We start from the raw sequence: 20,480 nt of genomic DNA, 5'->3' as shown, positions 1-20,480 counted from the left end.
CCGGGACGATGGCGGCAGAGGTGGATCCCGCGGTCCTCGCCGGCGACCGGGCGCTACTGGCGCGCTCCAGCACCGCGGACCGGGTCGCCGCGGTGCTGCGCACCAGGATCTCCGAGGGCCACCTGCCGCCGGGCGGCAAGCTCGCCGAGGACGTCGTCGCCGGGGCGCTGGGTGTCTCCCGCAACACCCTCCGCGAGGCGTTCCGGCTGCTGACGCACGAGAAGCTGCTGGTGCACGAGCTGAACCGCGGGGTCTTCGTCCGGGTGCTGACGGCCGCGGACGTCGCCGACATCTACCGGGTGCGGCGCCTGGTCGAGTGCTCGGTGATCCGCGGCCTCGGGGCGGCGCCGTACGACCTGACCGGCGCCGCGGACGCCGTGGCGGAGGGCGGGCGGGCCGCCGCCGGGGAGCGGTGGGGAGAACTGGGAACGGCCGACATCCACTTCCACCAGGCGCTGGCCGACCTGGCGGGCAGCGCCCGGCTGACCGGGCTCATGACGGGCGTGCTCGCCGAACTCCGCCTGGCCTTCCACGCGATGGACGACCCACGGGCGTTCCACGAGCCCTACCTCGACGGCAACCGGGAGATCCTCTCCGCCCTGGAGGCGGCCGACCCGGCGAAGGCGGAGCTGCTGCTGGCGTCCTACCTCGACCACGCCGAGGCGCAGCTCCTGCGCCGGTACGGGCTGCCCGCCGCGGACGGGGACGGGCTCCGGTAGACCCTGTGCACGGTGCACATGAGACTCATGCGTCATCGGGACTGCCCCTGGCCCTGCGGATTTGTAGGCTGATGTGACAGCGCAGCACCGCCAGACCCAGCCTTTGGACGGAGCCGTTCCATGAAGATGCTGATCAATGTCCCGGAAACCGTGGTCGCCGACGCGCTGCGGGGGTTCGCGGCAGCGCATCCGGAGCTGACCGTGGACGTGGAGAACCGGGTGATCGTACGCCGGGACGCGCCGGTCGCGGGCAAGGTCGCACTGCTCTCGGGGGGCGGGTCGGGGCACGAGCCACTGCACGGGGGGTTCGTGGGACGCGGGATGCTCGACGCGGCGTGCCCGGGCGAGGTGTTCACCTCCCCCGTGCCGGACCAGATGGTACGGGCGGCCGCGGCGGTCGACAGCGGGGCCGGGGTGCTGTTCATCGTGAAGAACTACACCGGCGACGTGCTGAACTTCGACATGGCCGCCGAGCTGGCCGAGGACGAGGGGATCATGGTCGGCAAGGTCCTGGTCAACGACGACGTCGCCGTGACCGACAGCCTCTTCACGGCGGGACGGCGCGGCACCGGCGCCACGCTCTTCGTGGAGAAGATCGCGGGCGCGCTGGCCGAGGAGGGGGCGCCGCTGGAGCGCGTCCAGGCCGTCGCGCGACGCGTCAACGAGGTCTCGCGGAGCTTCGGCGTCGCGCTGACCGCGGTCAGCACACCGGCCAAGGGCGCGCCCACCTTCGACCTCCCGGCGGGGGAACTGGAGCTGGGCATCGGCATCCACGGCGAGCCGGGCCGGGAACGCCGGGCGATGATGACCTCGGGCGAGATCGCGGAGTTCGCCGTCGACGCCGTCCTGGACGACCTCCGCCCGGACGGTCCGGTGCTGCTCCTGGTGAACGGCATGGGCGGCACGCCGCTGCTGGAGCTGTACGGGTTCAACGCCGAGGTGCACCGGGTACTCGGGGCGCGCGGCGTGACGGTGGCCCGCACACTGGTCGGCAACTACGTGACGTCGCTGGACATGGCGGGCGCGTCGGTGTCGCTGTGCCGGGTGGACGAGGAAATGCTGCGGCTGTGGGACGCGCCGGTGAGCACACCGGCCCTGTGCTGGGGCGCCTGAGCGAGGTTGAGGAGAGCGGGAGAGATGAGCGAGGCATCGTCCACCGGAGCGGGCCAGGTGATCGACACGGCCTTCCTCCGCCGCTGGTTCATCGCCGCGGCCTCGGTGATCGAGCGCGAGGCGGATCGGCTGACGGAACTGGACTCCCCCATCGGGGACGCCGACCACGGGGCGAACATGCGGCGCGGCTTCATCGCGGCGCGCACGGCGGTGGAGAAGGAGCCGCCGGACACCCCGGGCGGTGTGCTGGTGCTGGTCGGGCGGCAGCTGATCAGCACGGTCGGCGGGGCCTCGGGCCCGTTGTACGGGACGCTGCTGCGCAAGGCGGGCAAGGCCCTGGGCGATGCCCGGCAGGTGGCGCCGGAGCAGTTGGCGCAGGCCCTGCGCGAAGGGGTGGACGGCGTCGCACAGCTGGGCGGCGCGGCACAGGGCGACAAGACGATGCTGGACGCGCTGGCACCGGCCGTGGAGGCGCTGACCTTCGCCCTCGACAAGGGCGCCGGGCTCGCGGAGGCGCTGTCGGCGGCCGCGATCGCCGCCGACGAGGGGGCGCTGGCCACCGTTCCCATGCAGGCCCGCAAGGGGCGGGCGAGCTATCTCGGGGAGCGCAGCATCGGGCACCAGGACCCCGGGGCGGCGTCCTCGGCGCTCCTGGTGGGCGCCCTGGCCGGCGCGGCCCGGGAGGGCACCGTATGACGGTCGGGCTGGTGCTGGTGTCGCACAGCGCCCAGGTCGCCGAGTCGGTCGCGCGGATGGCGACCGGCCTGAGCGGCGGCGGCACCGAAGTGCCGGTGGCCGCCGCCGGCGGAGCGCCGGACGGCGGGCTCGGCACGGATGCCGGGAAGATCACCGCCGCCGCGCACTCGGTGGACCGGGGCGACGGTGTCGCCGTCCTCGCCGACCTGGGCAGCGCCGTCCTGACGGTGAAGGCGCTGATCGCCGAAGGGGACGAGCTGCCGCCCGGTACCCGGCTGGTCGACGCGCCGTTCGTGGAGGGCGCGGTGGCCGCGGTGGTCACCGCCTCGACCGGTGCGGACCTCGACGCCGTGGCCGCGGCGGCTCAGGACGCGTACACGTACCGCAAGACCTGAGCGGCGCCGCGGCCTGCGGCGATCAGCCCCGGCGGGGGCCGGTGCCGTACCGGCGCTCGAAGCGCTCGACGCGTCCGGCGGTGTCCATGACGCGGGCGTTGCCGGTGTAGAACGGGTGGCTCGCGGAGGAGATCTCCACGTCGACCACCGGGTAGGTGTTCCCGTCCTCCCAGACGACGGTCTTCTCGGCGGTCATCGTGGAGCGGGTGAGGAAGGCGAGGTCCGCGCTGCGGTCACGGAAGACGACCGGACGGTAGGCGGGGTGGATCGTGTGCTGCACGGTGTGCTCCAGTCTGCGGCGGGACGGGGGACGGCTGCGTTCGCCGGTGTCAGCGCTCCTCGCGGAACGGGACGTGGCGGCCGACGGCCGGGTCGTACTTGCTCAGGACCATCCGGTCCGGGTCGTTGCGCCGGTTCTTGCGGGTCACGTAGGCCGTGCCGGTGCCGGCGGTCGACCGGAGCGTGATCACCGGGCGCTGCTCGCTGCGTGCCATGCGGGGTCCTCTCCACGTCCATAATGGTTTTCATTTTCTTCGGACGTGGGGTTCAACACGGGGGCCGTCGCGTCCATTCCCGCCGTCGCAGGCCCGGTGCGGCGAAGATGGAGAAGGGGTGTCCCGCACCGGCGACAGGAGGGCTGGCACCCATGGCCCGCGGCCCGCACACGCACACCGGCGCGCCCCCGCTCGCACTGCCCCGCGGGGCGCTCTGCTTCCTGGTGCTGGCCTACCTGCTGATCGCCGGCTGCGTGGTCCTGGACCTGACCAGCGGCCCGGGTACGACCCTCGCCCCCGTACTGGCGGCGCTCCCGGTGCTCGCCGGCGCGCACTCGCGCCGCGCCCGCGGTCCGCTGGCGGCGGGAGCGCTTGCGATCGGCCTGGTCTTCGCGCTCGCGGCGGCGAACCACGGGGTCCCGGCGCTGGTCCACGTGGCCTCCGCGATCACCGTGCTCGCGGTGACCTTCACCAGCACCGGCGCCGTCGTGCTGATCACCGGGCGGGAGCGGGAGCTGGCCCGGGTGCGCGGAGTCGCCGAGGCGGCGCAGAGCGCCCTGCTGCGTCCGCCGCCGCCCCGGATCGGCCCGCTGCGTGTCGCGGTGCGCTATGTGGCGGCGGAGGCGCAGGCCCGCATCGGCGGGGACCTGTACGAGGTGGTGCCGACCGACCACGGGGTGCGGGTGCTGCTCGGCGACGTACGCGGCAAGGGGCTGGCCGCCGTGGAGACCGCTGCCGACGTCCTCGGCGTCTTCCGGGACGCCGCCCGCTCGGAACCGGACCTGGACGCGGTCGCGGCCCGGCTGGACAGCGCGCTCGCCCGCAGCGGCGGCGGCAGCGAGGACTTCGTCACCGCCGTCCTGCTGACCGTCCCGGAGGAGGGCGACGACGCCGTGCTCGTCAACTGCGGCCACCCCGCGCCCCTGCTGCGGCGCCACGGCGCCGTGACCGAGCTGGCGCCCGAGGTCCCCGCGCCGCCGCTCGGGCTCCTCGCCCTGACCGGCGACCGCTACCGCCCGCAGACGGTCGCCTTCCACCGCGGCGACCTGCTGCTGTTCTGCACCGACGGCGTGGTCGAGGCCCGCGACCGGCAGGGCCGCTTCTACCCGCTCGCCGAACGGGTGCGGGAGATGCCCGAGCAGGATCCGGACGACCTGCTCGACCGGGTGCTGGCCGATCTGCGCGCCTGGAGCGGCGGCGGCCTCGGCGACGACGCGGCACTGCTGGCGCTGCGCCGTACACGGTGACGGACGCGGGAGTGACGCGGCGCCGGACGCGCGCGTCTTGACTTCCCCGGGCACCGGCCGCACATTTCTGACGCAACGTCAGATTCCTTCGCCGGAGGCCCGCCATGACCGTGTCCGCCTTGGCCGACGACCAAAGATCGTCCCCGGGGACCTCGGCACCAAGGGCGGCATGCGCACCGACGCCCGTGCGCGGGTGCTGCGCCCCGACGGGACGGCCATCAGGGGCCTGTACGCCGCGGGCAACGCGAGCGCGGCCGTGATGGGCCACAGCTACGCGGGGGCGGGTTCGGCCATCGGCCCCGCGATGACCTTCGGCTACGTCGCCGCCAACGACATCGCCGACCACTGACCCCAGTGGCCGGTCACGACCGCCCCATCTCCTCGACCTCGGCGACCGCCTCGCCGAGCCACTGCGCCCAGAAGGTCTCCAGCTCGATGCCCGCACGCAGCACCAGGTGCCGCAGCCGGTCCTCGTCGGCGCCGCGCCCCGGCGGGAAGTCACGCCGCTCGATCTCGGCGTACTGTGCCAACTGCCGCTCGTGCAGCTCCAGATGACGGCGCAGCTCGGCCGCGAGCCCGTCGGTCCCGACGACCGCCGCCGCGCGCAGGCGCAGCAGCAGCGGGTCGCGGATGGGCTTGGGGTCCTCGGTGGCGGCCACCCAGGCGACGAGTTCGGCGCGGCCCGCGGGCAGTACCTCGTACTCCTTGCGCTGCCCGCGGGCGGGCTGGGCCGCGGGCAGGGCCCGGATCAGGCCCGCGTCCTCCAGCCGGCCCAGCTCGCGGTAGATCTGCTGGTGGGTCGCGGACCAGAAGTAGCGGATGGAACGGTCGAAGCGGCGTGCCAGCTCAAGCCCCGACGACGGCTTCTCCAGCAGGGCGGTGAGGATGGCGTGCGGCAACGACATGTCCGCATCCTACGGACGGGCCGGGTTCACAGCGTCGCGGCCACTTCGGTGCCCTGGCGGATGGCCCGCTTGGCGTCCAGCTCCGCCGCGACGTCGGCGCCGCCGATGAGGTGCACCGGGTGCCCGGCCGCGCGCAGCGCCTCGTACAGGTCGCGCCGCGGCTCCTGACCGGCGCACAGGACGACGGTGTCGGCGGGCACGGTCCGCCGCTCGCCGTCCACGGTGACGTGCAGGCCCTCGTCGTCGATGCGCTCGTAGACGGCGCCCGCGACCATGGTGACGCCGCGGTGCTTGAGTTCGGTGCGGTGGATCCAGCCGGTGGTCTTGCCCAGTCCCGCACCGACCTTGGTGGCCTTGCGCTGCAGCAGGTACACGGTGCGCGGCGGCTTCGGCCGCTCGGGCGCGCGCAGCCCGCCGGGCCCGCGGTACTCGGTGTCGACACCCCACTGGCGGAAGTACGTCTGCGGGTCCCGGCTCGCGCCCTCGCCGCCGTCGGTGAGGAACCCGGCGACGTCGAAGCCGATGCCTCCCGCGCCGACGACGGCGACGCGCTCGCCGACCGGGGCTCCGTCGCGCAGCACGTCGAGGTAGCTCAGCACGCTCGGGTGGTCGACGCCGGGGATGTCAGGCGTGCGCGGGGTGACGCCGGTGGCCAGGACGATCTCGTCGAAGCCCCCGTCCGCCAGGAACTCCGCCGTGACGTGCGTGTCCAGGCGCAGCTCCACCTCCTCCTCGGCGAGGCGGGTGCGGAAGTACCGCAGCGTCTCGTCGAACTCCTCCTTGCCCGGCACCTTGCGGGCGATGTTCAGCTGGCCGCCGATCCGGCCGGCGGCGTCGAAGAGGGTGACGGCGTGGCCCCGTTCGGCCGCGGAGACGGCGCAGGCGAGTCCGGCGGGACCGGCGCCGACGACGGCGACGCGCTTGCGCAGCCGGGTGGGGAGGAGGACGAGCTCGGTCTCGTGGCAGGCCCGGGGGTTGACCAGGCAGGAGGTGAGCCGGCCGCTGAAGGTGTGGTCCAGGCACGCCTGGTTGCAGCCGATGCAGGTGTTGATGGCGTCCGCGCGGTCCTCGCGGGCCTTCGCCACGAAGTCCGGGTCGGCGAGCATCGGACGGGCCATCGACACCATGTCGGCGGCCCCCTCGGCGAGCAACCGCTCGGCCACCTCGGGGGTGTTGATCCGGTTGCTGGTGACCAGCGGCACCGACACCGCGCCCATCAGCCGCTTCGTCACCCAGGTGTACGCCCCGCGCGGGACGGAGGTGGCGATGGTGGGGATGCGCGCCTCGTGCCAGCCGATGCCGGTGTTGATGATCGTCGCCCCGGCCGCCTCGATCTCCTTGGCGAGGGAGACGACCTCCTCCAGGGTCGAGCCGCCGGGCACCAGGTCCAGCATGGACAGCCGGTAGACGATGATGAAGTCCGGGCCGACCCGTTCGCGGGTGCGGCGGACGATCTCCAGCGGGAAGCGGGTCCGGTTCTCGTAGGATCCGCCCCAGCGGTCGTCGCGGTGGTTGGTGGCGGAGGCGATGAACTCGTTGATCAGGTAGCCCTCGGAGCCCATGATCTCGACGCCGTCGTACCCGGCTTGCCGCGCGAGCGCGGCCGCCCGCACGAAGTCCTCGACGGTCTCCTCGACCTCCTCGCCGGTGAGGGCGTGCGGGACGTAGGGGCTGATCGGTGCCTGCAGCGCGCTCGGGGCGACCAGCTCCGGGTGGTACGCGTACCGGCCGAAGTGCAGGATCTGCAGGGCGATGCGGCCGCCGGCGCGGTGCACGGCGTCGGTGACGACGGCGTGCTGCGCCGCCTCGGCCTCGGTGGTCATCCGGGCCCCGCCGGGGTAGGGGCGGCCCCGGTCGTTGGGGGCGATGCCGCCCGTGACGATGAGGCCGACGCCGCCCCGGGCCCGGGCGGCGTAGAACGCGGCCATCCGCTCGAAGCCGCCCTCGGCCTCCTCCAGCCCGACGTGCATCGAGCCCATGAGCACCCGGTTCGGCAGTGTGGTGAAGCCGAGGTCGAGCGGGTTCAGCAGGTGCGGGTAGGGGCTCATCGCGGGGTCTCCTCGGGCGGCGGCGCGCGGTGTCGTCACGACGTTTGTAGACCACCCGGACCCGATTGTGCAACCAGTTGCAAAAGTGTTCCGCGCTACGCCTCCGGGCGGCTCCAGCGCGGATCGCGGCCCGTACCCGCCAGCAGGGCCTCGAAGGCGGAGGCCCCGGCGGGCATGGGTGCCGGCTCGCCGAAGACCCCCATCTTCCGGGCGGTCGGCCCCATCGCGGCCACCAGTTCCTCCAGCGCCCGCAGCCCCTCGGCGTCCGGTGTGTAGGGCAGCCCGGTGGCACGGGCGAGGTCCCAGGGGTGCACCGTCAGGTCGAGCAGCGCCATGGCACCGACGGTGCGCGCGGGCAGGTTCATCGACCCGGCCACGCCCTCGTCGGCGCCCGGTACCGCCCAGGCGCTCACCAGCAGTTCCGTCTCCTCCTCGAAGCGCGCCCGCCAGCCGTCGCCGTACTCGGCGAGACGGTCCGGGGTGACGGAGAAGTCGGCCTCCTCACGCGCCGCGAGCGCCTGGAAGCCGACGACCACGTGGAAGAGGTGGTTGAGCAGGTTCCGCACGTCGTACTCGGCGCAGGGCGTCGGCGCCTCCAGGGCCTCGTCGGGCAGCGCGTGCACCAGCGGCAGGGCCCGGTCGCGGGCCGCAGCGAGCAGTTCACCGGTTCTCGTCGTCATGGGTCCGACGCTAGGACCGGCAGGGCACCGGCGGCTTGAAGAAATGCGACAGGGCGCCCCCGTAGGATCGCCGGTATGGCAGGTCCGGACAGCCCGCGCCGCGACACCCGGGGCATCGTCGACGCACCGGAGCTCTTCGCCCGCGTCCGCTTCCGGCGCCGGGCGCCCGCTCCGGCGCTGCGGCCGTACCTGGAGCACTACTGGCTGATCGACTGGGACCTCACCGAGCCGTACGCCTCGCACGTCGTGCCGCATCCCTCGGTCAACATCGTCTTCCAGCGCCACGGGACCGCCCCGGGCTTCGGCGAGGTCTCGGGCATCGGGCTGGAGCTGTTCACGCAGAAGCTGGAGGCCACCGGACGCGTCTGCGGCATCCAGTTCCGGCCGGGCGGATTCCGGCCCTTCGCCCCCGCGGTGCCGGTGTCGCACTGGACGGGCCGGCGCGTCCTGCTCGACGACGCGCTGCCCGGCAACGAGGCCGCACCGGAAGCGGTGCTCGGCCCACGGGACGAGGACGCCCGCGTCGCCGCCCTCGACGCGTTCCTGCTGTCGCTCGCCCCCGCGCCCGACCCGCAGGCGGCCCGCGCGGCGGCCCTGGCCGACCGTATCCGGCACGACCGCTCCATCCTGAGGGTCGAGGACTTCGCCCGCGCCGAGGGCATGTCGGCCCGCTCCCTGCAGCGGCTGTTCGCGGCGTACGTCGGCGTCAGCCCGAAGTGGGTCATCCTGCGCTACCGCATCCACGAGGCCCTGGAGCGCGCGGAGTCCGAGGCGTCCGTCGACTGGTCCGCCCTCGCCGCGGAACTCGGCTACAGCGACCAGGCCCATCTGGTCCGGGACTTCACCGCGACGGTCGGCGTGCCGCCCACCGCGTACGCGAGCTGACCTGCGGCGCGGGCCGCCACCCATGCCCGGCACCCCCCAGGCGCGCCGCACGACAGGCCGGGCCCCACCCGGGCCTCGTGACCAGCCGGACGGCGCAGCAACCACCGGGCCCGCCCGGTCGGTCCCCGGCCTCGGGGCCCGCGTTCAGCACGGCCCGCAGCTCCGCGAAACGCCGGACCTGCGACGTGCCCGCGGCCGGCTCGCCGAGCGCGTACGCCGTGGTCTTGAAGCCGTCCCCGTGATGGAACTCCGCACCCCAGGCGCCGAGCCGCACCGAAGCCGCCTCGTCCCGTCGCAGACGATGGGTGCCCCACGGGTCGACCGCCACGATCCCGTCCGGGCCGACCTCGAGCCGCACCCTGTGAACCGACCACCGGAAGAACAGCCGAACACCGACGGCGAGTCCCGAGCCCAGCCCGGCCGACCGGGTCGTCGCCACCGCCGGAGAGGCGACCCACCCGGCCCAGCCGGCGAGCGCCTTCACGCAACCGCGCCTCCTGAAAGTGCCGTCGCGGCGGCACCGTCAGGGGGCGGGCGTCGAAGGGCGGGCGTCAAAGGCGGTCAGTCGGTCAGGACGCGCCCGCCAGGGACTTCGCGTCGGCGGCGATCAGGGCGGCCCGTCCGGCGTCGAGGCCCTTGCCCGACTGCACCCGCGCCCAGGTGGCGAGGGTGGAGTACTGCTTCTGGCCGAGCAGGGTGGCCATGGTGCCGATCGAGGCGTCCTTGGCGCCCGAGGTGAGGATGAGGTGCGCCAGGCCGGTCGCGTCGGCCCGGACGGTGAAGACCGACGTGGCGACCTCGGTCCCGCCCGGCCCCGACGCCTCGGCGCGCAGGGTGTGTTCCCCGGTGGCGAGTCCGGTCAGGTCCAGCGGGGCGCCCGCCGCCACGGGGCGGCCGTCGAGGGTGAGTGCCACCTTCTCCGCGTCCTGGGTCTGCACCGCCGGTACGGGCGCCTGGGCCCGGCCGAGGGCCGCCCCGGGCGCCGGGGAGATGACGGTCACCGCTGGCTTCGCGGGGGCCTGCCGGTTCTGCAGGAAGGCCCGGTTCCAGCCGGTCAGCTCCGCCGGGCGGTTGGTGATGACGCCGTCGACGCCCAGGGCCTCCAGGGCCTTCCAGCGGTCGGCGCCGTCCACGGTCCACGCCATCACGGCCACGCCGGCCCGGTGCAGGTCGGCGACGACCGAGGGATTCTTGGCGAGGGCGCCGTCCTCGGGGTTGTACGCCGCCAGGTGCAGTTCCCCGGCGAGTGCCACCGGGTCCGCGTCCAGGGTGCTGCGCAGCAGCCCCAGCGGTATCTCCGGGGCGAGTTCGCGGGTGTAGCGCAGGGCGTCGACCTCGAAGCTCTGCACGAATACCCGGCCGGTCATGCCGTGCGACCGGACGGTGTCGACGATGGTCGCCACCTCGCTCCTGGTGTGCTGCCCCTTGATCTCCAGCAGGAGGTTGCCGCCGCGCGTGCGCAGGTCGTCGAGCTGTGCGGCGAGGGTGGGGACGCGCGCCCCGGCGTAGTGCGGGGCGAACCAGGACCCGGCGTCGAGCGCGCCGATCTGCTGGGCCGTGAGCGAGCGGATGGCGCCGGTGCCGTCGGTGGTGCGGTCGACGGTGGAGTCGTGGAGGACGTAGGGGATGCCGTCCTTGTTGGGCTGGACGTCGTTCTCGACGAAGTCGGTGCCGCCCCTGCGGGCGATCTCCTGGGCGACCAGGGTGTTCTCCGGCGCGACGGACGAGGCGCCGCGGTGGGCGATCACGGTGAGCGGGGTGCCCTCGGGGCGGATCCAGCTCCGCGGCGGGAGTTCGGTGACCTCGAGGTCGTCGTACGAGACCGAGGCGCCGTTCACCAGGAGGCCCTGGACGCCGCCGGTCGAGCGCGCGACGCGGCTGGTGCGCATGACCTCCTTGCCGTCGAAGTACCAGACGGCGTTGGCCCCGTGGACCTCGGCGGCGATCCTGACGTCCTTGCCGGTGCCCGCGGCGGTGGGCGCGGCGTGGGTGTCGGTGACGTTCCAGGCGTTGGCCGCGGTGCGCTGGGCGAACTCCAGGCCGTTGGACGCGGTGGTGCCGGTGCGCATCGTGGCGATGGACCACGGCACGGCACCGTCGGCCGCGAGGTCGAGGCCCATGGCCGTCCAGCGGGCGGCGTCGGCCGCGGTCTCGAAGCGGGCCGTCACCTCGATGCGGAAGTCGTCGAGGTGCTCGCCGAAGGTGATGCGGCTCTGCTGGGCCGAGTTGGCCGACGTGCCCCACAGGCGGCCGTCCCTGACCTTCCAGTCGCCCTCCACCGCCCGGAAGCCCTGGGGCAGGGCGGCACCGGAGAAGTCGGCGGAGACGACGACCCGGCCGGCCTCGGCCGTCGCGGCGTTCGCCGCCTTCGTGGTCGTGGTGGTCGTCGCAGGCGTCACCGGGTCGGCGGAGGCGGAACCGGCGACGGTCACGGTGGCGGCGACCAGCGCGGACGCGAGCAGCAGGGTCCTCGCGCGGAATGATGTATGCGGCATGCGGGCGAGCCTGACGGTGCACCATCAACGGACCCGTGCCGTTCGAGGAACGGCGAGGAACGAGTACGCCACAACTTGCGGCCGCCGCCCGCCCCGGACCCCCTCGGTTACCAACTCCTGACCTCCGCGCATGCGTCGGAGGCCGCCATGACGGGGCATACCGACATCGAGTGCGCACAAGCGGCCCATCACCCCACACGCACACAGGTCGCGTCGCGTCGCGTCGCGCGGCAGAGGAGGCCTGCCCATGACCGGTCCCATCACGCCCCGGCTCACCCCGATACCCGTCGACGGCACGACACCGTGCGGCCGCGTCGCGCCCGACGCGGCGCGGCCGTGCGCGGAACCCGCACGGTGGCACATCCAATGGCTCCCCGGGCACGGCTCGTTCGCGTGCGCGGCACACATGGCGGAGGCGCGGCGGCTGTTCGCGTACGTCGACCGCCACCAGGTCGGCCCGGACTGCAACATGCCAGGGGCGCTGTGGTCGGCGGGACGGTGCGCCGTGCCCCGGGGCCAGGCGCGGGCGGCCTGACCCGGGACGGTCCGGCGCTCAGCCCGAGAAGGCGTCCAGAATGCGCGCGGCGGCCAGGGTGGGCGTCAGCGTGCCCTCGCGGACCTGCCGTTCGATCTCCGGGGTCAGCCTGCGCACCTCGGGGTGGCCCCGGAGGCGGCCCAGCAGCTCCTCGCGGACCATGCTCCAGGCCCACTCCGTCTGCTGGTCGCGCCGCTTGGCCGCCAGCCGGCCCGTGGACTCCAGCAGCGTGCGGTGCTGCTCCAGCCGCTCCCACAGGGTGTCGAGGCCGGAGCCCTCGCGGGCGCTGCAGGTGAGCACGGGCGGGGTCCAGGCGGTGTCCACCGGGGTCATCATCCGCAGGGCGCCGGACAGTTCGCGCGCGGCGGCGCGGGCGTCGCGCTCGTGCGGCCCGTCGGCCTTGTTGACGGTGATGACGTCGGCGAGCTCCAGGACGCCCTTCTTGATGCCCTGGAGCTGGTCGCCGGTCCGGGCCAGCGTCAGCAGCAGGAAGGTGTCGACCATGCCCGCGACCGCGGTCTCGGACTGGCCGACGCCCACGGTCTCGACGAGCACCACGTCGTAGCCCGCCGCCTCCACGACGACGACCGACTCCCGGGTCGCCTTGGCCACTCCGCCGAGCGTCCCGGCCGACGGCGAGGGCCGCACGAAGGCCGAGCGGTCCACCGCGAGCCGTTCCATCCGGGTCTTGTCGCCCAGGATTGAGCCGCCGGTCAGCGTGGACGACGGGTCGACGGCGAGCACCGCGACCCGGTGGCCGAGGCCGGTGAGCAGGGTGCCGAAGGCGTCGATGAAGGTGGACTTGCCCACCCCCGGCACCCCGCTGACGCCGATCCTGCGGGCCTTGCCCGCGTGCGGCAGCAGCTCGGTCAGAAGCCGCTGGGCGAGCTCCCGGTGATCGGGCCGCGACGACTCCACCAGGGTGATGGCGCGCGCGATCCAGGCCCGGGAGCCGTCCAGCACGCCTTTGACGTACGCGTCGAGGTCGATGGCGGGAGGCATGGGCTCACAGTTCGTGGCCGAGCGCGGCGGCCAGCCGCGTGACCAGGTCGTACGCCGAGTCGGGGATGACGGTGCCGGGCGGGAAGACCGCGGCCGCGCCCATGCCGAGCAGTTCGGGGACGTCCTGCGGCGGGATGACGCCGCCGACCACGATCATGATGTCCTCCCGGCCCTCGGCCGCCAGTTCCTCGCGCAGGGCGGGCACCAGCGTGAGGTGGCCGGCGGCGAGCGAGGAGACGCCGACGACGTGCACGTCGGCCTCCACCGCCTGCCGGGCGACCTCTGCGGGGGTCTGGAAGAGCGGCCCGACGTCCACCGTGAAGCCCAGGTCGGCGAAGGCGGTGGCGATCACCTTCTGGCCCCGGTCGTGGCCGTCCTGGCCCATCTTGGCGACGAGGATGCGCGGGCGGCGGCCCTCCGCCTCCTCGAAGCGGTCGACCAGCGCGCGGGTGCGGTCCACGGACGGCGACTCCCCTGCCTCGTTCCGGTACACACCGGAGATCGTACGGATCTGCCCGGCGTGCCGGCCGTACACCTTCTCCAGGGCGTCGGAGATCTCGCCCACGGTGGCCTTGGCGCGGGCCGCGTCCACCGCGAGCGCCAGCAGGTTGCCCTCCAGCCCCTGGCCGGCGCCTCGCTCGGCGGCGGCGGTCAGCGCGGTCAGCGCGTCCCGGCAGGCGGCCTCGTCGCGTTCCTCGCGCAGCCTGCGCAGCTTGGCGATCTGCCGGCCGCGCACGGAGGAGTTGTCGACCTTGAGGACCTCGATCTGCTGGTCGCTGTCCACCCGGTACTTGTTGACGCCGATGACGGGCTGGCGGCCGGAGTCGATACGCGCCTGGGTACGGGCCGCGGCCTCCTCGACGCGCATCTTGGGGATGCCCGCGTCGATCGCCTGCGCCATGCCGCCGGCCTTCTCGACCTCCTGGATGTGCTGCCAGGCGCGCCGGGCCAGGTCGTACGTCAGCTTCTCGACGTAGGCGGAACCGCCCCACGGGTCGATGACCCGGGTGGTGCCGGACTCCTGCTGCAGCAGCAGCTGGGTGTTGCGGGCGATGCGCGCGGAGAAGTCCGTGGGCAGCGCCAGGGCCTCGTCGAGGGCGTTGGTGTGCAGCGACTGGGTGTGACCCTGCGTGGCGGCCATCGCCTCCACGCAGGTGCGCGTGACGTTGTTGAACACGTCCTGCGCGGTGAGCGACCAGCCGGAGGTCTGGGAATGCGTGCGCAGGGAGAGCGACTTGTCGTTCCCCGGCTCGAACTGCCGGACCAGCCTGGCCCACAGCAGACGGGCCGCGCGCAGCTTGGCGACCTCCATGAAGAAGTTCATCCCGATCGCCCAGAAGAAGGACAGCCGCGGCGCGAAGGCGTCGACGTCCAGGCCCGCGCCGATCCCCGCGCGCAGGTACTCCACACCGTCGGCGAGGGTGTAGGCCAGCTCCAGGTCGGCCGTGGCCCCGGCCTCCTGGATGTGGTAGCCGGAGATGGAGATCGAGTTGTAGCGCGGCATCTTCTGCGAGGTGTACGCGAAGATGTCGGAGATGATCCGCATCGAGGGCTTGGGCGGGTAGATGTAGGTGTTGCGGACCATGAACTCCTTGAGGATGTCGTTCTGAATGGTCCCCGCGAGCTTCTCGGGCGGTACGCCCTGCTCCTCAGCCGCCACGATGTAGAGCGCGAGCACCGGCAGCACGGCGCCGTTCATCGTCATCGACACGGTCATCCGGTCCAGCGGGATGCCGTCGAAGAGCTGCCGCATGTCGTAGATGGAGTCGATGGCGACGCCCGCCATGCCGACGTCGCCGGTGACGCGCGGGTGGTCGCTGTCGTAGCCGCGGTGGGTCGGCAGGTCGAAGGCGACCGACAGGCCCTTCTGGCCGGCGGCGAGGTTGCGCCGGTAGAAGGCGTTGGACTCCTCGGCGGTGGAGAAGCCCGCGTACTGACGGATCGTCCAGGGCTGGTTGACGTACATCGTCGGGTAGGGGCCGCGCAGGTACGGCGCGACACCCGGACGGGTGTCGAGGAAGTCCAGGCCCTCCAGGTCGCGGCCGGTGTAGAGCGGCTTGACGCCGATGCCCTCGGGCGTCTCCCACACCAGGTCCTCCGCGCCGCGGCCGGTGGTCTCCTTCACCGCGGCGCGCCACTGCTCCTCGGTGGTGCCGTCTCCGGCGCCCGGTCCGAGCTCGATCTCCGAGAAGTCGGGGATCCGCATCACGCCACTCCCATCCGGTCGAGAACGGAGGTCAGGACGGCGACCGCGTCGCCGCCCGCGAAGACGAAGCCGTCGACACCGGCCGCCGCCCAGGCGGCCTCGCGCTCACCGGGGCGGCCGGCCAGGAGCACCCCGACCGCGCCCGCCTCCTTCAGGGCCGCGGCGACATCCGCGGCCTGCTCCTCGTAGAGCGCGTCGCTGGAGCACAGGCAGGCGACCTGCGCACCGCTGCGGACGAAGGCCTCGGCCACGGTCGCGGCGTCGACCGTCACCGGGTCGTGGACGGGCTCGACGCCGCCTGCCTGGAAGAGGTTGGCGGCGAAGCCGGCCCGGCCGGTGTGCGCGGCGGCGGGACCGAGTGCGGCCAGGAAGACCTTCGGGCGGGACCCGGTCGCGGCCAGGTGGGCGTCCGAGCGGGCGCGCAGGCCCTCGTAGGCCTCGTCGCGGCGGACCTTCGGCAGCCCGCCGGAAGGGGCGGCCGGGGCCGGGTCGCGTTCGACGGGCGCCTCGGACAGCAGCGGGAACTCGCTGACGCCGGTGATCGGCTCGCGGCGCCTGGCCAGTGCCCGTGTGCGCTTCGCCCAGGTAGCGGCAAGACGGTCGGCGACCAGGCCGGAGGCGAGGGCGGCGGCCTGTCCGCCGGCGCGCTCCAGCTCCTGGAACCAGGCCCAGGCGGCCCCGGCGAGTTCGTCGGTGAGCCGCTCCACGTACCAGGAGCCGCCCGCGGGGTCGACGACCCGCGCGAGGTGGGACTCCTCCATGAGGATGGTGGAGGTGTTGCGGGCGATACGGCGCGCGAAGGCGTCGGGCAGGCCCAGCGCGTGGTCGAAGGGCAGCACCGTGACGGAGTCCGCGCCGCCGACACCGGCGCCGAGCGTGGCGACGGTGGTGCGCAGCATGTTCACCCACGGGTCGCGGCGGGTCATCATCACCGGTGAGGTGACGACGTGCTGGCGCTGCCCCGCCGCGGTCGCGGTCGCGCCGCACACCTCGGCGACACGGGCCCACAGCCGGCGCGCGGCGCGCAGCTTGGCGATCGTCAGGAACTGGTCGGCGGTGGCGGCGTAGCGGAACTCCAGCTGTGCGCAGGCCGCGTCGACCGGCAGTCCGGCCTCGGTGAGCGCCCGCAGATAGGCCACGCCGGTGGCGAGGGAGGCGCCGAGTTCCTCGGCGGCCGAGCCGCCCGCCTCGTGGTACGGCAGGGCGTCCACGGTCAGCGCGCGCAGTCCCGGATACCCCTCGTGGACCCGGCGGGCGAGTCCCACGGCGGCGGCGGTGCGCTCCGCGAGGGCCTGCGCACCACCGGTACGGGCGGCGTGGCCGAGGGGGTCGGCGCCGAGGTTGCCGCGCGCGGCCCGGCGGGGCACGCCGCGCTCCTCGTACAGCGCGAGCAGCGCCTGCCCGGCCGCCTCGAAGTCCGCGCCGGGGTCGAGCACGACCGGGGCGAGGTCGAGGTAGACGCCGTCCAGGACCGTGCCGAGCGCGGACACCGGGAGCCCGGCGTCGCCCAGCACGAGCCAGAGGGAGGTAACGCCGTTCTCGAGATCGGCGAGCACGGCCTCGTTCGTGCGGGCCGCGTCGGGCCGCGTGTGGCGCTGGCGTACGTCCCAGCCGCCGAGGACGCCGCCCGCCGGGGCACCGCCCCGGGTGAAGGGCGCGAAGCCGGGGAGGCCGACGCCGTCGCCGAAGGCGTCGGGCGCGTCGGACGCGGTGTACAGCGGGCGCGTGGTGAGCCCGTCTTCGAGGCTGGTGGACAGTGCGTCCTCCGCCGCCTGACCCGAGACGTCCTTGCCCGCCTTGCGCAGGACGCCCTCTACGAGGCGCCGCCACTGCTCGTGGGTCGCATCCGGGAATTCGGCGGCCAGAGAAAGCCCGTCGTCAGGCAGGACCGTCATGCTCAGAGGTTAGTGCCCGTTAGCAGGTGAGCAGCAGGGGGCACACCTGTGACCTTGCCCATTCCGGTGTGCCCTTGATCCGTTCGGACGCGATGCCCTATCGGGTGGCGGCGCGCAGGCGCCGTGCGACGGCGCCGCCGGCGCTATTCGGCGGCCCGTCCGGACGCCCCGGCGCGGGCACCGGTCGTGGCCTCCGTGAGGTCGGCGACCTGTCGGCGCAGCTCACGGACCTCTCGCAGCAGTTCCTCGGTGACCTCCTGGACACGCCGGTTCTCCTCCTCGTCCTCCTGGAAGCGCGCGAGGAACCAGGCGGCGATGTTGGCGGTGACCACACCGAGCAGGGCGATGCCCGAGAGCATCAGCCCGACGGCGATGAGCCGGCCGACGCCCGTGGTGGGGGCGTGGTCCCCGTAGCCCACGGTCGTCATCGTGGTGAAGGACCACCACAGGGCGTCGCCGATGGTGCGGATGTTGCCGTGCGGGGAGTTGCGCTCGGCCTCCAGGACGGCGACCGACCCGAACGCCAGCAGCCCGAGCACGGCACCGACGACATACGTCGTCAGGCGTACCTGAGCCGCCGTCCGCACCCGCTGGCCGACCAGGAAGATGGCGGACACCAGCCGCAGCAGTCGCAGCGGCTGGAGCAGCGGGAGGACGACCACCGCCAGGCTGAGCGGCTGCCGCCTGACGAACTCCCAGCGTCGCTCGCTCAGGCCCAGGCGGACCGCGTAGTCGGCGGCGAACAGGGCCCAGACGGTGCGCTCGGTCCAGTGCGCGGTGGTGATGAGCGCGGAATCCGCCGCGGGCACGAGGATCGGCAGGGCGTACGCGGCACCGAACACCACGGCCAGGGCGAGCAGCGGCGCCCGGGTCTGCTGCTCCCAGCGTTCGAGACGGTTCATGGGCTCAGTGTGCACGCTCTCCCGGTATGCCCCGGCGGCACGGCAGGGCCCGACCACGGCGCCGCCGACCGTGGACCGGGTTGGGGCAGGTTTCCCGAACGGTTAGCGCACTGGCCCCTACTTGTTCGGACAAGTTGAGGAGACTGACGCGCCCGCACATCCGGCGGCCCCCGCAACTCCCGGGAGACAGACCCCTCATGAACGCCCTCGACCGCAGAAGGTTCATGCAACTGGCGGGCGGTACGGCCGCCCTGACCGCGCTGTCCACCAGCATCGCCCGCGCGGCGGAGATACCCGCGCACCGGAGCACCGGCTCCATCAAGGACGTCGACCACATCGTGGTGCTGATGCAGGAGAACCGCTCCTTCGACCACTACCTCGGCACCTTGCGCGGTGTCAGGGGGTTCGGGGACCCGCACCCCGTGACGCTGCCGAGCGGCAAACCGGTCTGGCACCAGTCGGACGGCACAAGGGAGGTGCTGCCCTTCCACCCGGACGCCGACGACCTCGGCCTGGCCTTCCTGGAGGACCTGCCGCACGGGTGGAAGGACACCCAGTCCGCCTTCAACAAGGGCCGGTACGACCGGTGGATCCCGGCCAAGTCCGCCACGACCATGGCGTACCTGACCCGTGAGGACATCCCGTTCCACCACGCGCTCGCCGACGCCTTCACGGTCTGCGACGCCTACCACTGCTCCTTCATGGGCTCCACCGACCCGAACCGCTACTACCTGTGGACGGGTCACACCGGCAACGACGGCAAGGGCGGCGGCCCGGTCCTCGGCAACGACGAGAAGGGCTACTCCTGGACGACCTACCCCGAGCGGCTGGAGAAGGCCGGGGTCTCCTGGAAGATCTACCAGGACGTCGGCGACGGCCTGGACGCCGCCGGCGGCTGGGGCTGGATCGACGACGCCTACCGCGGCAACTACGGCGACAACTCGCTGCTGTACTTCGACCAGTACCGCAACGCCAAGCCCGGCGACCCGCTGTACGACAAGGCCCGCACCGGCACCGACGCCCGCAAGGGCGAGGGCTTCTTCGACATCCTGCGCGCCGACGTCAAGGCCGGGAAGCTGCCGAAGATCTCCTGGGTCGTCGCCCCCGAGGCCTTCACCGAGCACCCGAACTGGCCCGCCAACTACGGCGCCTGGTACATCTCGCAGGTCCTCGACGCGCTCACCTCCGACCCCGAGGTGTGGAGCAGGACCGCGCTGTTCATCACCTACGACGAGAACGACGGGTTCTTCGACCACGTCGTGCCGCCGTTCCCGGCCGGCTCGTCCGCGCAGGGCGGGTCCACCGTCGACGTCGGCCTCGACCTCTACGCCGGCGACAGCGGGCGCCCGGCGGGCCCGTACGGCCTGGGCCAGCGCGTCCCGATGTTCGTCGTCTCGCCCTGGAGCAGGGGCGGATACGTCTGCTCGCAGACCTTCGACCACACCTCCGTCATCCGGTTCATGGAGCGCCGGTTCGGCGTGACCGAGCCCAACATCTCCCCCTGGCGCCGCGCCGTCTGCGGCGATCTGACGACGGCCTTCGACTTCCGGCACAAGGACAGCCGGCCCCCGCGGCTGCCCCGCACCGACGGCTACCTCCCGCCGGACGGCGACCGTCACCCCGACTACTCGCCGGTCCCTCCCGCCGAGGGCTCGCTGCCCCGTCAGGAGCGCGGTCTGCGCCCGGCGCGGCCCGTCCCGTACGACCTCGCCGCGGACGGCGGGATCAGCGCCGCGGGCACGCTGCGGATCGAGTTCGCCTCCCACGGCGAGGCCGGAGCCGGCTTCCTGGTCACCTCCACGACCGACACCTCCGGTCCGTGGACTTACACCGTCGGGTCGGGGCACTCGCTCACCGGCACCTGGGACGTCCCGGCGGGTGCCCACGGCGAATACGACATGACCGTGCACGGCCCCAACGGCTTCCTGCGCCGGTTCGCCGGCCGGGCCGCGGCGGCGGGTACCGAGGTCAGCGCCCGCCACGAGGGCAGGAGCGGTGCCGTGCGCCTGGTCCTGGCCAACCACGGCCACTCGACGGTCACGCTCACCGTCCGGGACGGCTACGGCGAGCACAAGGCGGCCTCCCACCGGCTGCGCCCGGGCGCCCGCGTGGTCCACGTCGCCGGGACCGAGCGCACCCACGGCTGGTACGACCTGACCGTCACCGACGGCCACGACGGCGGCTTCGAGCGCCGTCTCGCCGGCCACGTCGAGACGGGCCGGGACAGCACCAGCGACCCGGCGATCGGCGGCTGACGGGCACC

The 20,480-nt window shown here is 73.6% G+C and carries 19 protein-coding genes and 1 pseudogene; 9 read left to right on the top strand and 11 right to left on the bottom strand.

Annotated features, from left to right (window positions below; all coding sequences use genetic code 11):
• The first annotated feature begins 8 nt into the window (after positions 1–8).
• The 4 genes from CHF15_RS28665 to dhaM all read left to right on the top strand — a co-directional run bounded on the left by CHF15_RS28665 (position 9) and on the right by dhaM (position 2,923).
• Positions 9–719 (top strand): GntR family transcriptional regulator, encoded by a 711-nt coding sequence (locus CHF15_RS28665; protein WP_089226788.1) that lies wholly within the window; start codon positions 9–11, stop codon positions 717–719.
• Between the two features lie 120 nt (positions 720–839).
• Positions 840–1,832 carry a dihydroxyacetone kinase subunit DhaK gene (gene dhaK, locus CHF15_RS28660; protein WP_089226787.1) on the top strand — a complete coding sequence of 331 codons (993 nt, stop codon included), beginning with the start codon at positions 840–842 and terminating at the stop codon, positions 1,830–1,832.
• Between the two features lie 24 nt (positions 1,833–1,856).
• A complete protein-coding gene (gene dhaL, locus CHF15_RS28655) occupies positions 1,857–2,528 on the top strand; it encodes a dihydroxyacetone kinase subunit DhaL (RefSeq protein WP_089226786.1) in 672 nt (223 codons plus the stop codon).
• Positions 2,525–2,923 (top strand): dihydroxyacetone kinase phosphoryl donor subunit DhaM, encoded by a 399-nt coding sequence (dhaM, locus tag CHF15_RS28650; protein ID WP_089226785.1) that lies wholly within the window; start codon positions 2,525–2,527, stop codon positions 2,921–2,923. Before dhaL ends, dhaM begins: the two co-directional genes overlap by 4 nt.
• 22 nt (positions 2,924–2,945) lie before the next feature.
• Here dhaM and CHF15_RS28645 read toward each other — a convergent pair whose 3' ends face one another.
• Complete coding sequence (locus CHF15_RS28645; RefSeq protein ID WP_089226784.1) at positions 2,946–3,203, bottom strand: type B 50S ribosomal protein L31; 258 nt, start codon at positions 3,201–3,203, stop codon at positions 2,946–2,948.
• Positions 3,204–3,252: 49 nt separating this feature from the next.
• Positions 3,253–3,417, bottom strand: coding sequence for a 50S ribosomal protein L33 (rpmG, locus tag CHF15_RS28640; RefSeq protein ID WP_018561168.1), 165 nt, complete (start codon positions 3,415–3,417; stop codon positions 3,253–3,255).
• A 152-nt stretch (positions 3,418–3,569) separates the two neighbouring features.
• Here rpmG and CHF15_RS28635 point away from each other — a divergent pair, with 152 nt between their 5' ends.
• Together CHF15_RS28635 and CHF15_RS28630 are read left to right on the top strand one after the other, a co-directional pair.
• Entirely contained in the window at positions 3,570–4,664 is a 1,095-nt protein-coding gene (locus CHF15_RS28635) for a PP2C family protein-serine/threonine phosphatase (protein ID WP_089226783.1), read from the top strand.
• 133 nt (positions 4,665–4,797) lie between these two features.
• Positions 4,798–5,013: pseudogene (locus CHF15_RS28630) on the top strand (FAD-binding protein); the annotation flags it as partial.
• A gap of 13 nt (positions 5,014–5,026) precedes the next feature.
• Here the strand turns inward: CHF15_RS28630 and CHF15_RS28625 are convergent.
• From CHF15_RS28625 to CHF15_RS28615, 3 genes are all read right to left on the bottom strand, one after another.
• Positions 5,027–5,569 (bottom strand): PadR family transcriptional regulator, encoded by a 543-nt coding sequence (locus CHF15_RS28625; RefSeq protein WP_089226782.1) that lies wholly within the window; start codon positions 5,567–5,569, stop codon positions 5,027–5,029.
• A gap of 26 nt (positions 5,570–5,595) precedes the next feature.
• A complete protein-coding gene (locus CHF15_RS28620; RefSeq protein WP_089226781.1) occupies positions 5,596–7,617 on the bottom strand; it encodes an NADPH-dependent 2,4-dienoyl-CoA reductase in 2,022 nt (673 codons plus the stop codon).
• A gap of 95 nt (positions 7,618–7,712) precedes the next feature.
• On the bottom strand, positions 7,713–8,297 hold the full coding sequence (locus CHF15_RS28615) for a TIGR03086 family metal-binding protein (protein WP_089226780.1): 585 nt from the start codon (positions 8,295–8,297) through the stop codon (positions 7,713–7,715).
• A gap of 75 nt (positions 8,298–8,372) precedes the next feature.
• On the opposite strand from CHF15_RS28615, the gene CHF15_RS28610 reads away from it, so the two are divergent.
• The gene (locus tag CHF15_RS28610; protein ID WP_089226779.1) at positions 8,373–9,182 is read left to right on the top strand and encodes a helix-turn-helix transcriptional regulator; all 810 of its coding nucleotides are present in this window, start codon (positions 8,373–8,375) and stop codon (positions 9,180–9,182) included.
• On the opposite strand, the gene CHF15_RS45935 is transcribed toward CHF15_RS28610, so the two are convergent.
• Positions 9,139–9,666 carry a hypothetical protein gene (locus CHF15_RS45935; protein ID WP_245939083.1) on the bottom strand — a complete coding sequence of 176 codons (528 nt, stop codon included), beginning with the start codon at positions 9,664–9,666 and terminating at the stop codon, positions 9,139–9,141. The two genes, CHF15_RS28610 and CHF15_RS45935, sit on opposite strands and share 44 nt — an antisense overlap.
• Positions 9,667–9,751: 85 nt before the next feature.
• Complete coding sequence (locus tag CHF15_RS28600) at positions 9,752–11,677, bottom strand: glycerophosphodiester phosphodiesterase (protein WP_089226778.1); 1,926 nt, start codon at positions 11,675–11,677, stop codon at positions 9,752–9,754.
• A 247-nt stretch (positions 11,678–11,924) separates the two neighbouring features.
• On the opposite strand from CHF15_RS28600, the gene CHF15_RS28595 reads away from it, so the two are divergent.
• Positions 11,925–12,212, top strand: coding sequence for a hypothetical protein (locus CHF15_RS28595; RefSeq protein ID WP_089226777.1), 288 nt, complete (start codon positions 11,925–11,927; stop codon positions 12,210–12,212).
• Positions 12,213–12,230: 18 nt separating this feature from the next.
• Here the strand turns inward: CHF15_RS28595 and meaB are convergent, their stop codons facing one another.
• From meaB to CHF15_RS28575, 4 genes are all read right to left on the bottom strand, one after another.
• The gene (meaB, locus tag CHF15_RS28590; RefSeq protein WP_089226776.1) at positions 12,231–13,214 is read right to left on the bottom strand and encodes a methylmalonyl Co-A mutase-associated GTPase MeaB; all 984 of its coding nucleotides are present in this window, start codon (positions 13,212–13,214) and stop codon (positions 12,231–12,233) included.
• A 4-nt stretch (positions 13,215–13,218) separates the two neighbouring features.
• Positions 13,219–15,420: a methylmalonyl-CoA mutase gene (gene scpA, locus CHF15_RS28585; RefSeq protein WP_089226775.1), complete on the bottom strand. Its 2,202-nt coding sequence runs from the start codon at positions 15,418–15,420 to the stop codon at positions 13,219–13,221.
• Positions 15,420–17,315 carry a methylmalonyl-CoA mutase small subunit gene (gene mutA / locus CHF15_RS28580; RefSeq protein WP_089226774.1) on the bottom strand — a complete coding sequence of 632 codons (1,896 nt, stop codon included), beginning with the start codon at positions 17,313–17,315 and terminating at the stop codon, positions 15,420–15,422. Before mutA ends, scpA begins: the two co-directional genes overlap by 1 nt.
• A 143-nt stretch (positions 17,316–17,458) precedes the next feature.
• A complete protein-coding gene (locus tag CHF15_RS28575) occupies positions 17,459–18,217 on the bottom strand; it encodes a potassium channel family protein (RefSeq protein ID WP_089226773.1) in 759 nt (252 codons plus the stop codon).
• A gap of 197 nt (positions 18,218–18,414) precedes the next feature.
• Here CHF15_RS28575 and CHF15_RS28570 point away from each other — a divergent pair, with 197 nt between their 5' ends.
• Entirely contained in the window at positions 18,415–20,472 is a 2,058-nt protein-coding gene (locus CHF15_RS28570) for a phosphocholine-specific phospholipase C (RefSeq protein ID WP_089226772.1), read from the top strand.
• Positions 20,473–20,480: the final 8 nt, after the last annotated feature.

Source organism: Actinacidiphila glaucinigra (genome assembly GCF_900188405.1).
In the GTDB taxonomy this organism is placed as follows: domain Bacteria; phylum Actinomycetota; class Actinomycetes; order Streptomycetales; family Streptomycetaceae; genus Actinacidiphila; species Actinacidiphila glaucinigra.
Note: the sequence above shows the minus strand (reverse complement) of the source record. Positions and strands in the feature narration are given on the sequence as shown.

Coding starts and splice junctions, on each gene's coding strand:
- CHF15_RS28635 (WP_089226783.1), top strand. CDS start 3,570: ATGGCCCGCGGCCCGCACACGCACACCGGCGCGCCCCCGCTCGCACTG.
- CHF15_RS28615 (WP_089226780.1), bottom strand. CDS start 8,297: ATGACGACGAGAACCGGTGAACTGCTCGCTGCGGCCCGCGACCGGGCC.
- CHF15_RS28665 (WP_089226788.1), top strand. CDS start 9: ATGGCGGCAGAGGTGGATCCCGCGGTCCTCGCCGGCGACCGGGCGCTA.
- rpmG (WP_018561168.1), bottom strand. CDS start 3,417: ATGGCACGCAGCGAGCAGCGCCCGGTGATCACGCTCCGGTCGACCGCC.
- mutA (WP_089226774.1), bottom strand. CDS start 17,315: ATGACGGTCCTGCCTGACGACGGGCTTTCTCTGGCCGCCGAATTCCCG.
- dhaL (WP_089226786.1), top strand. CDS start 1,857: ATGAGCGAGGCATCGTCCACCGGAGCGGGCCAGGTGATCGACACGGCC.
- CHF15_RS28600 (WP_089226778.1), bottom strand. CDS start 11,677: ATGCCGCATACATCATTCCGCGCGAGGACCCTGCTGCTCGCGTCCGCG.
- dhaK (WP_089226787.1), top strand. CDS start 840: ATGAAGATGCTGATCAATGTCCCGGAAACCGTGGTCGCCGACGCGCTG.
- CHF15_RS28610 (WP_089226779.1), top strand. CDS start 8,373: ATGGCAGGTCCGGACAGCCCGCGCCGCGACACCCGGGGCATCGTCGAC.
- scpA (WP_089226775.1), bottom strand. CDS start 15,420: ATGCGGATCCCCGACTTCTCGGAGATCGAGCTCGGACCGGGCGCCGGA.
- CHF15_RS28570 (WP_089226772.1), top strand. CDS start 18,415: ATGAACGCCCTCGACCGCAGAAGGTTCATGCAACTGGCGGGCGGTACG.
- CHF15_RS28575 (WP_089226773.1), bottom strand. CDS start 18,217: ATGAACCGTCTCGAACGCTGGGAGCAGCAGACCCGGGCGCCGCTGCTC.
- meaB (WP_089226776.1), bottom strand. CDS start 13,214: ATGCCTCCCGCCATCGACCTCGACGCGTACGTCAAAGGCGTGCTGGAC.
- dhaM (WP_089226785.1), top strand. CDS start 2,525: ATGACGGTCGGGCTGGTGCTGGTGTCGCACAGCGCCCAGGTCGCCGAG.
- CHF15_RS28625 (WP_089226782.1), bottom strand. CDS start 5,569: ATGTCGTTGCCGCACGCCATCCTCACCGCCCTGCTGGAGAAGCCGTCG.
- CHF15_RS28595 (WP_089226777.1), top strand. CDS start 11,925: ATGACCGGTCCCATCACGCCCCGGCTCACCCCGATACCCGTCGACGGC.
- CHF15_RS28620 (WP_089226781.1), bottom strand. CDS start 7,617: ATGAGCCCCTACCCGCACCTGCTGAACCCGCTCGACCTCGGCTTCACC.